This window comes from Sulfitobacter sp. HI0129, assembly GCF_001635395.1.
Classification (GTDB): Bacteria; Pseudomonadota; Alphaproteobacteria; order Rhodobacterales; family Rhodobacteraceae; genus Sulfitobacter.
In genome coordinates, this window is sequence record NZ_LWGH01000390.1 from 1 (window position 1) to 8,162 (window position 8,162).

At 64.3% G+C, this 8,162-nt stretch carries 10 protein-coding genes; 3 read left to right on the forward strand and 7 right to left on the reverse strand.

From position 1 onward, the window contains the following. The 3 genes from A3764_RS10190 to argH all read right to left on the reverse strand — a co-directional run. Positions 1–283, reverse strand: a 283-nt coding sequence (locus A3764_RS10190; RefSeq protein ID WP_067951558.1) for a DUF2834 domain-containing protein, incomplete at its 3' end; no start/stop codon positions are given. 181 nt (positions 284–464) lie between these two features. Further along, positions 465–653: a hypothetical protein gene (locus A3764_RS10195; RefSeq protein WP_067924042.1), complete on the reverse strand. Its 189-nt coding sequence runs from the start codon at positions 651–653 to the stop codon at positions 465–467. Continuing rightward, positions 650–2,041, reverse strand: a complete 1,392-nt coding sequence (gene argH, locus A3764_RS10200; RefSeq protein ID WP_067924045.1) for an argininosuccinate lyase — start codon at positions 2,039–2,041, stop codon at positions 650–652. The genes A3764_RS10195 and argH overlap by 4 nt, the downstream gene beginning before the upstream one ends. Before the next feature lie 21 nt (positions 2,042–2,062). Between argH and A3764_RS10205 the strand changes: the two genes are divergently transcribed. Next, positions 2,063–2,632 (forward strand): TlpA disulfide reductase family protein, encoded by a 570-nt coding sequence (locus tag A3764_RS10205; protein ID WP_067924047.1) that lies wholly within the window; start codon positions 2,063–2,065, stop codon positions 2,630–2,632. A 9-nt stretch (positions 2,633–2,641) separates the two neighbouring features. Here A3764_RS10205 and A3764_RS10210 read toward each other — a convergent pair whose 3' ends face one another. From A3764_RS10210 to gap, 4 genes are all read right to left on the reverse strand, one after another. Next, positions 2,642–3,244 carry a hypothetical protein gene (locus A3764_RS10210; RefSeq protein ID WP_067924050.1) on the reverse strand — a complete coding sequence of 201 codons (603 nt, stop codon included), beginning with the start codon at positions 3,242–3,244 and terminating at the stop codon, positions 2,642–2,644. Next, the gene (locus A3764_RS10215; protein ID WP_067924052.1) at positions 3,241–4,317 is read right to left on the reverse strand and encodes a Hint domain-containing protein; all 1,077 of its coding nucleotides are present in this window, start codon (positions 4,315–4,317) and stop codon (positions 3,241–3,243) included. The genes A3764_RS10210 and A3764_RS10215 overlap by 4 nt, the downstream gene beginning before the upstream one ends. A gap of 162 nt (positions 4,318–4,479) precedes the next feature. Beyond that, on the reverse strand, positions 4,480–5,397 hold the full coding sequence (locus tag A3764_RS10220) for a lipid A-modifier LpxR family protein (RefSeq protein WP_067924054.1): 918 nt from the start codon (positions 5,395–5,397) through the stop codon (positions 4,480–4,482). A 210-nt stretch (positions 5,398–5,607) separates the two neighbouring features. Then, positions 5,608–6,603 (reverse strand): type I glyceraldehyde-3-phosphate dehydrogenase, encoded by a 996-nt coding sequence (gene gap, locus A3764_RS10225; protein ID WP_067924057.1) that lies wholly within the window; start codon positions 6,601–6,603, stop codon positions 5,608–5,610. A 151-nt stretch (positions 6,604–6,754) separates the two neighbouring features. Here gap and A3764_RS10230 point away from each other — a divergent pair, with 151 nt between their 5' ends. Beyond that, positions 6,755–7,600, forward strand: coding sequence for a TauD/TfdA dioxygenase family protein (locus tag A3764_RS10230; protein ID WP_067924060.1), 846 nt, complete (start codon positions 6,755–6,757; stop codon positions 7,598–7,600). Positions 7,601–7,681: 81 nt separating this feature from the next. Continuing rightward, a partial coding sequence (locus A3764_RS10235) for an aminotransferase class III-fold pyridoxal phosphate-dependent enzyme (protein WP_150122137.1) occupies positions 7,682–8,162 on the forward strand: 481 nt, incomplete at its 3' end.

Consider the following 8,162-nt stretch of genomic DNA (forward strand, 5'->3'; position numbering starts at 1 on the left):
GCAGGCCGAAGCTGACGCCGACCAGATAGGTCGCGGGGATGGCCAGTAGCGCCTCCCAGTTCCGCCGCACCGCAACCTCGGCGAAAATCCACAGGGTGAGCGCGATCGCGGCAATGGTCAGGTCCCAGACAAGGCCGCTGGTCGCGGCATTGGCGTGCCATGCTTCGATCATCGGGGCCAGCGCGAAGCCTTCGGCGCGGAACCACTGTATGAAATACCACATGGGGTGGATCGCGCCCCAGATCGCGAGGGCGAGGTAGGCCATCCGCAGCGGAGAGGGCATCAGAAGCGCCTCACCACCCCGACGGAGACATCCCCCGACAGGTGCACTCCCGGCTCCGTCGTGCTGGGCATCTGCTGGGGGGATGATGTCTGCTGCGGCGCGACACCGCTGCGGGGTTCAGATCTGTCCGCGCCACAGCCGGACAACGCTACCAAGAGAATTCCGAGGCAGGCGGTTGCCTTCACAGTCCCAGGCCCAGCGACAGGCTCAAGGGGCCGCGCGTGACCCCGAGGTTCGTGCTCACATAGGTTCCGGAGCTCGACAGGGTGATCTGGCTTTGTGCCGTGGGGCGGACAGGCTCGCCATCCGCACCGCAGGCCGCCAGTATGGGCAAAGCCGACAGCGCCAACAAAAGCCTCAGGGGGGTCATGACAGTATCTCCTTCCAGCGGGCGATCTGACGCCGCACCTGCTCCGGTGCGGTTCCCCCATAGGACATACGCGAATTCACGGAATTTTCCACGCCCAAGACACCGAAGACATCGTCGGTAATGTCGGCATGGGCGGATTTCATCTGATCCAGCGTCAGATCCGGCAGGTCGCAGCCCTGCTTTTCGGCAAGCGCCACCAGCGAGCCGGTGACGTGATGGGCATCGCGGAACGGCAGGCCCGCCACCCGGACGAGCCAATCCGCAAGGTCCGTCGCGGTGGAGAACCCGGCCCCCGCCGCACCGGCGAGCGCGGTTCGGTTGGCGGTCATGTCGCGCACCATTCCTTCCATCGCAGCGAGCGCCAGCATCAGGTTGTCGGCGGCGTCAAAGACCTGTTCCTTGTCTTCCTGCATGTCCTTCGAATAGGCCAGCGGCAGGCCCTTCATCACCATCATCAGCGCGGTGTTCGCACCGAAGATCCTTGCCACCTTTGCCCGGATCAACTCCGCCGCGTCGGGGTTCTTCTTCTGCGGCATGATCGACGAGCCGGTCGAGAACCGGTCCGACAAAGTCACGAACCGAAACTGCGCCGAGGACCAGATCACCAGCTCTTCAGCGAAGCGGCTGAGGTGCATCGCGCAGATGCTGGCGGCGCCAAGGAATTCCAGCGCGAAGTCACGGTCGCTGACGGCGTCCAGCGAATTGGCCGCCGGCCGGTCGAAACCGAGCGCCTCTGCCGTCATCTCCCGGTCGATGGGAAAGGAGGTGCCGGCAAGCGCCGCGGCCCCCAGCGGGCTTTCGTTCATCCGCGCACGGGCATCGCGCATGCGGCCCAGATCGCGCCCGAACATTTCCACATAGGCCATCATGTGATGACCCCATGTCACCGGCTGCGCGGTCTGCAGATGGGTGAAACCGGGCATGACCCAATCGGCCCCCGCCTCCGCCTGCCCCAGCAGCGCATCGATCAACGCGAGCAGACCGCTTTCGGCGGCATCCAGTTGATCGCGCACCCAAAGCTTGAAATCCGTGGCGACCTGATCGTTGCGCGACCGGCCCGTGTGCAGGCGGCCCGCCGCATCGCCGATCAGCTCCTTGAGGCGGGATTCCACGTTCATGTGAATGTCTTCGAGGGCAGCGGAAAAGGTGAAACGCCCTTCCTCGATCTCTGACAAGATCGTGAGAAGCCCTTCCCGAATGTCCTTTGCATCCTTATCACTCAGGATACCCGTGGCCGCCAGCATGGCGGCATGGGCCCGCGACCCGGCAATGTCCTGTGCGGCCATCCGCTTGTCGAAACCGATCGAGGCGTTGATCGCCTCCATGATCGCGTCCGGCCCGGCGGCGAAACGGCCACCCCACATCTTGTTCGAGGTCGTATCGGTCATTTGGCACCCTTGGAGGGAAGTATGAGGAAAACGGTTCTGGGCTTCGTGTATACGGCCCTCGTTCTGGGTGCAAACGCAGCCTTCGCCGATACCGATGAGGCCGCGCTGCTGGCCCTGCGCGACGGCGACATGAAGAAACTGATGATCCACGATGCGCCCAAGGCCACGTCGAACGCCAGTTTCCAACTGGCCGATGGCGCGGGGGAGGCCACGCTGGCGGATTATCAAGGCAAATACATCCTGCTGAATTTCTGGGCCACGTGGTGTGCGCCCTGCCGCAAGGAAATGCCGCAGCTCGAAGCATTGCAGAAGGAATTCGGCGGCGATGAGTTCGAAGTGCTGACGATCGCCACGGGGCGCAACACGCCCGAGGGGATCAAGCGTTTCTTCGAAGAGGCAGGGGTCGAATCCCTGCCCCGCCATCAGGATCCCCGGCAGGCGCTCGCCAGCCAGATGGGTGTTTTCGGTCTGCCGATCACAATCCTGATCGACCCCGAGGGACGAGAGATCGCCCGGCTGCGCGGGGATGCGAAATGGTACAGCGACAGCGCCCGCGCCATCGTGCGTGAACTGGTTGGCGCCGAAAGCTGATCCGCAACGCTAGCGGTAGATCGCGCGCAGCATGCGCAGGTCGAGCCGTTTGCCCGTGCCTTCATGGATGAACCAGCCGCGTTTGATCCACCCCATGCGGTCCAGTTTTGCCATGCCTTCCAGACGCAGGCCCCCGGGCCCTTCGATCACATAGGTGAAGCCGCCGAGGATCGGCGTGGTGATGCGCCGCCGCTGTTCCCGCCTTCCGTCCGGGGCGATGCGGGTATAGGTGCATTCGCCCACGGTACGCATGCAGCGATGCGGCTCGAACCGGGTGACGGCCCCGTCTGAATCGACCTGACGGACGATCTGGCCCCGGTCGTCGAGAAACAGGCTGCCAAGGCTTTCGCCCGTCCGCGTCCGACCGGCGAAACTGCGCAGCTCCCACAATCCGTCATGGCGGCCTTCGTGCACATGGGTAAAGACCTCGCCCGCCGAATTGGCGATTGTCACGACCGATCCGATGCCGATCTTCGCCATGTGCATGGCGATGTCGCTTTCCCCCTGCCCCGGTTCGACCGCCCCGGCGATACCGCCCCAGCAGATGAGCACCAATGCAATCAGCCCGCGCCAACCGGGGCGAACCCGTCCGGCGCGGGCCGAAGCCGTCATGCGACCGCGTGGCTGAGGATCGCCGCCTCTGACGTCGACAGGTTGCGCCGGGCAAAGCTGCCATAGGTATGCGGATCGAACTCCAGCTGCGGATGTTCGGCCAAAAGGCGGCTGCGGTCGTCCGCGCCCAGCACGCTGAGCGCCGCGTTCGCGGGGTGGAAGCTTTCCGTCTCCATCCCGTTGGCCCAGAGCACCTGATGCTCTTCGAAGAGCAGGTGGATATAGGTCACCTCGCGCACCTTGAGATCGACGGTGACGTTGACCCCGTCGATCAGGTCCTTCGCGGCGACGAGGACTTCGTCGGTATTGAAGAGATCCATCGCTTCGGGGCCGGTAAAGACGATGCGATGTTCGGGCGACACCAGCAGGTCGTCATCGGGGCATGTATCGCCGAAGGTCCCGGCGCGCAGCCGCACGGGCCGCAGACGCGGCAGCGCGAAAAGTCGCGCACCGCTCATCCGGCGGCCACCGACCCATTGCACGGGCTGCGCACCGTTGTCCTTGGTCTGTACCAGATCCCCGGCGCGGACATCTTCGATCGCGATGGTGCCCGAGGCCGTGCGGATGCGCGTGCCGGGGGTGAAGCAGATCACGCCGCCGTCCCCCTGCCACTGCGTTTCATTGCGCAGCGCACCCAGCGAATGATGCACCACCCAGAGATCGCAGTTGCGCGGCGGCAGCTCATCCAGAAACATCAGCAGCGGGCGGTTGCCCTTGCCGAGTTCGATGATGGTGACCGTGAAACTCTGCGCCCCGTCGGTGACAACAAAGCTGTTGTCCATCAGCGGGGTGCTGTCCTTGTCGAAGATCGCCTTGGGCACTGTCGGCAGATCTTCTTCGAGTGCCGCGCCCACAAGGCGATGCACCATGCGTGCCGCCCGCTTGCGTAAATTTTCCGCACCGTCTGCCTGATCCAGTCGCAAAACATCCGACGGTCCATCCACCCGAATGGCGTCTCCGCGCCATGCCCACGCCGCGCCAACGTTGAGGTTGTGCAAGGGTGCGGCATCCAGACCGTCAATTTCAGTTTGCGACCAGCTGATGACAAACGTGCCCCGAAAGCCCGTTTTCATATGCTGTTGCCTGCCTCAGAGTGTTTTTATTGAGGCGAACCTAGCAGGCACAATTGAAATGGGAAAGTTCAATTTCGACGATTCATCAATGTGTTGCAATTTAAGGTTAACGCAACTTCCGCGCGTGGGTATTTAGGTAAGGAACGCCCTGTAACCTATTGTTCAGAAATCGAGATTTATCGAAAGCGACCCTACGACCTGATCGTCGGATTGCCGTTCGAACTCTTTTCCGAGCCAGGTCAGACCATAGAAGGCCGAAGCCCGTTCGCCCTGCCAGTGAACGCCTGCCCGCACCCGGTCCCTTGTCTGGGTGAGCGTGAATCCACGACCCTCGGGCAGCAGAACACTGTCGGTCACATGGGCGATATCCGCGCCCAAAGTCAACGAAAGCCCGGCCGCTTCGGGGTCACGTGACGTGCGGTAACGATGCCCGGTGGAGGCGTCACGCGCCGTCAGCCCGCCAAAGCCGAAATCCCCGAACGACAGGTCAAGCCCGGCCCGGACCAAGGTTTCCACACCGGCGCGCCCTTCGACAAAGGGAATCACCCGCAGCGCCGGGGCCACGACAACGGGGCGCGCCGCTTCGGCCACCAGCGTGGGATGCACGCCATCGTCGATCTGTGCGGCCAGCGTGGCGGCGGAGGGGGCCGAAGCGCCCAGCGCCTCGTGGAATTCCTTCTGCAAGCGGCCCACGCCGGTCCCCTCCCCGGTAAAGACGAGATCACCGCCGATCGACAGTTCAACCTCCCCCCGCCGGAAATGGGTGTGCACCCCCGCGGTCAGAATCCCGGCATAGGGGCGGTCGTCTGCCGCCGGGCGGCGCAGGTTGCGCGGCCCCAGCGCCTCCAGCCCGAGACGCAGCTCGATCACCTCTCCGAACCGGGGGGCGCGCGCCGACGCGTCGGCGGGGCCGAAGGTGAAGGACGAGACGAGCGAACCGCTGCGCCAGCGGTCCCCGCCATCGCCTAGGAAATCATTCGTCAGCAGCCCGCCGTAGCCGAGGTAGACACGTTCCTGCGCGCTGGTGGAAACGGGAAGGAGGCATAGCACACAAAGTGCCAGAGTCTTGAATCGGAGCATGTGTCGGCCTGCCGTCTGGTGCCCCCCCGGGCGACAGAAGCTCTAGGTCGATTCGCCTTTGACGCATAGTGCGCGCCCGCAACACTCGCTATGAATGCAAAGACGCGCTGCCCCACGGGGGCCGTCTGGCTGCCACGATTGGCCCATGGCGAGCGGACGGGTGGGTTTCGAGGGCCGCGTGACCGTGCGTTATCGCGACCCCCGAAAACTTCAGCCCAGCTGCATCATATGGCGGGCAACGTCGTTCATCCGATTCGCGAATCCCCATTCATTGTCGTACCACGACACGACGCGCAGCATGCCGCCATCGGTAACGCGGGTCTGGTCAGCCGCAAAGCAGGAAGAATGGGGATCGTGGTTGAAATCCGCCGATACCAGCGGGTCGGTCTCCACACACAAGACGCCGCGCAACTCGCCCTCCGCCGCCTCGCGCATGGCGGCGAGCACCTGCTCGGGATCGGCTTCCTTGCGCAGCATCACGCAGAGATCGACCAGCGAGACGTTTGCCGTGGGCACCCGTATGGCGGAGCCTTCGAGCTTTCCTTCCAGCGCCGGTATCACCTCGGATATCGCAGCGGCGGCCCCGGTCGACGTGGGGATCATCGACAGCGCCGCGGCCCGCCCCCGGCGCAGGTCGCGATGCGGCTTGTCGTGGGTAGGCTGGTCCCCGGTGTAGGAATGGACCGTGGTCATATAGCCGGTTTCGATCCCGAAATTGTCATCAAGCACCTTGGCCACGGGGGCGAGGCAGTTCGTGGTGCAGGAAGCGTTGGAAACGATCACATCCTCGGCGGTCAGATCCCGGTGGTTCACGCCGAAGACGACCGTACGGTCCGCCCCCTTCGCCGGGGCGGAGATAAGGACCCGGCGCGCGCCGTTCTTCAGATGCTCCTCCGCCTTGTCACGACTGGTGAAGAGCCCCGTGCATTCGTAAACGACATCGACATCGTCCCAGGGCAGTTTCGCCGGTTCACGCTCCGCCGTCATCCGGATCGTCTGCCCCGCGACCAGAAGCCGATCGCCTTCCAGCCGCGCGTCGGCGCGCAGCCGTCCATGGACCGAATCGTATTTCAGCAGGTGCAGCAGCGTTTCAGGCGGGGCGAGGTCGTTGACCGCAACCACTTCGATACCGTCGAAACCCCGTTCGATCAGCGCGCGCAGCACGCAGCGCCCGATGCGGCCAAATCCGTTGATCGCGATTTTCATGCTGTTCCCCTCATTCCCGCATAGCGTCAACTTTGGCGAGCACTCTCGTGCCTACTTGTTAGCGCTAACATAGCGCCGCGCCGATCATGCTTCAACACCCGATTTGAATTTCGCATCCCCGCCCCTAGTCTGGCAAGGAAAGGAGAGAGCCATGCGTATCGAACGACTGACCGGCTTCGTCGGGGCCCGGGTTGCAGGGGTGGACCTGAAGGCCGAATTGTCAGGTGACGCCCGTGAAGCGTTGCTCGAGGCCCTATCGGCACACCAGATGCTGGTCTTCCCCGGTCAGCATCTCGATCTCGCAGCGCAAAAGCGTGTCACCGCGTTGTTCGGAGACCCCATGCAGCTGCCCTATGTGGAGCCGCTCCCCGAAGACCGGGAGGTGATCGCGGTTCTGAAAGAGGCGACAGAGACGAACGTAGGTGTCTTCGGCGGGGACTGGCATTCGGACTTCAGCTTTCTGCCCAATCCGCCTGCGGGGTCGGTGCTCAACGCCGTGGAAATTCCGGCCGTCGGCGGCGATACGCTCTGGGCGTCGCAGGTTGCGGCCTACGAATCGCTCCCCAAGGGGCTGCGCGCCATCGTGGATGGGCGAAAGGCCGTCCATGTGGGTGCGCCCTATGGCGTCGCACATGCCCCACCCGAGGACAGCCGCAGCGGGGCATCCATCCGCATGACACGCGGCGATCCCAGCGCGGATGAGGAACGCTTTCATCCCGCAGTGGTGACCGACCCGCGCAGCGGACGGCGGGCGCTCTTCGTCAACCCCATCTATACCACGCGCCTCGACGGGATGGATCACGCGGAAAGCGCGCCGATCCTTGCTGAGCTTTTCCACCACGCCACCCGGCCCGACATCTGCTGCCGCCTCAAATGGCAGGCGGGGGAGCTTTGCGTCTGGGACAACCGCATGAGCCTGCATTACGCCACCAATGACTACGACGGTACCCGCCGCCTGCTCTACCGCACGACTTGGTCCGGCGAACCGCCCGCCTGATTGCCACGGCCCGGAGAATCGCAACTTGCCGTTGCGCCACCCCGGACGGTAAACTGCGCCCGACACACCAAAGGATCCGTGATGAGCCATGTCCTGCGCCGTACCCTCACCGGGGATCAGCCCGTCATCGTCCGGGGCGAGGGCGCCTATCTGATCGACAGCGCGGGGAACCGCTATCTCGATGCCTGTGGCGGCGCGGCGGTATCCTCGCTCGGCCATGACAACAGGCGGGTGCGGGACGCGATCCGCGATCAGCTTGAAAAGCTGTCGTTCGCCCATACCGGCCTTTTCACCAACGAACCCGCCGAAGCACTGGCGGACCACCTTGTGGCACGGGCGCCCGCAGGCACCGGCGAAGGCCGGGTGATGTATCTCGGCAGCGGGTCCGAGGCGATGGAAGCCGCGCTGAAACTGGCCCGGCAGTACCATCTGGAACGCGGCGATACCGGCCGCACAAAGATCATCGCCCGCGCCCCCAGCTATCATGGCAATACCCTTGGCGCGCTGGCCGTGGGGGGCCATGCTGGCCGGCGCGCCAAGGGTATTGCCATGATAGCTGGGG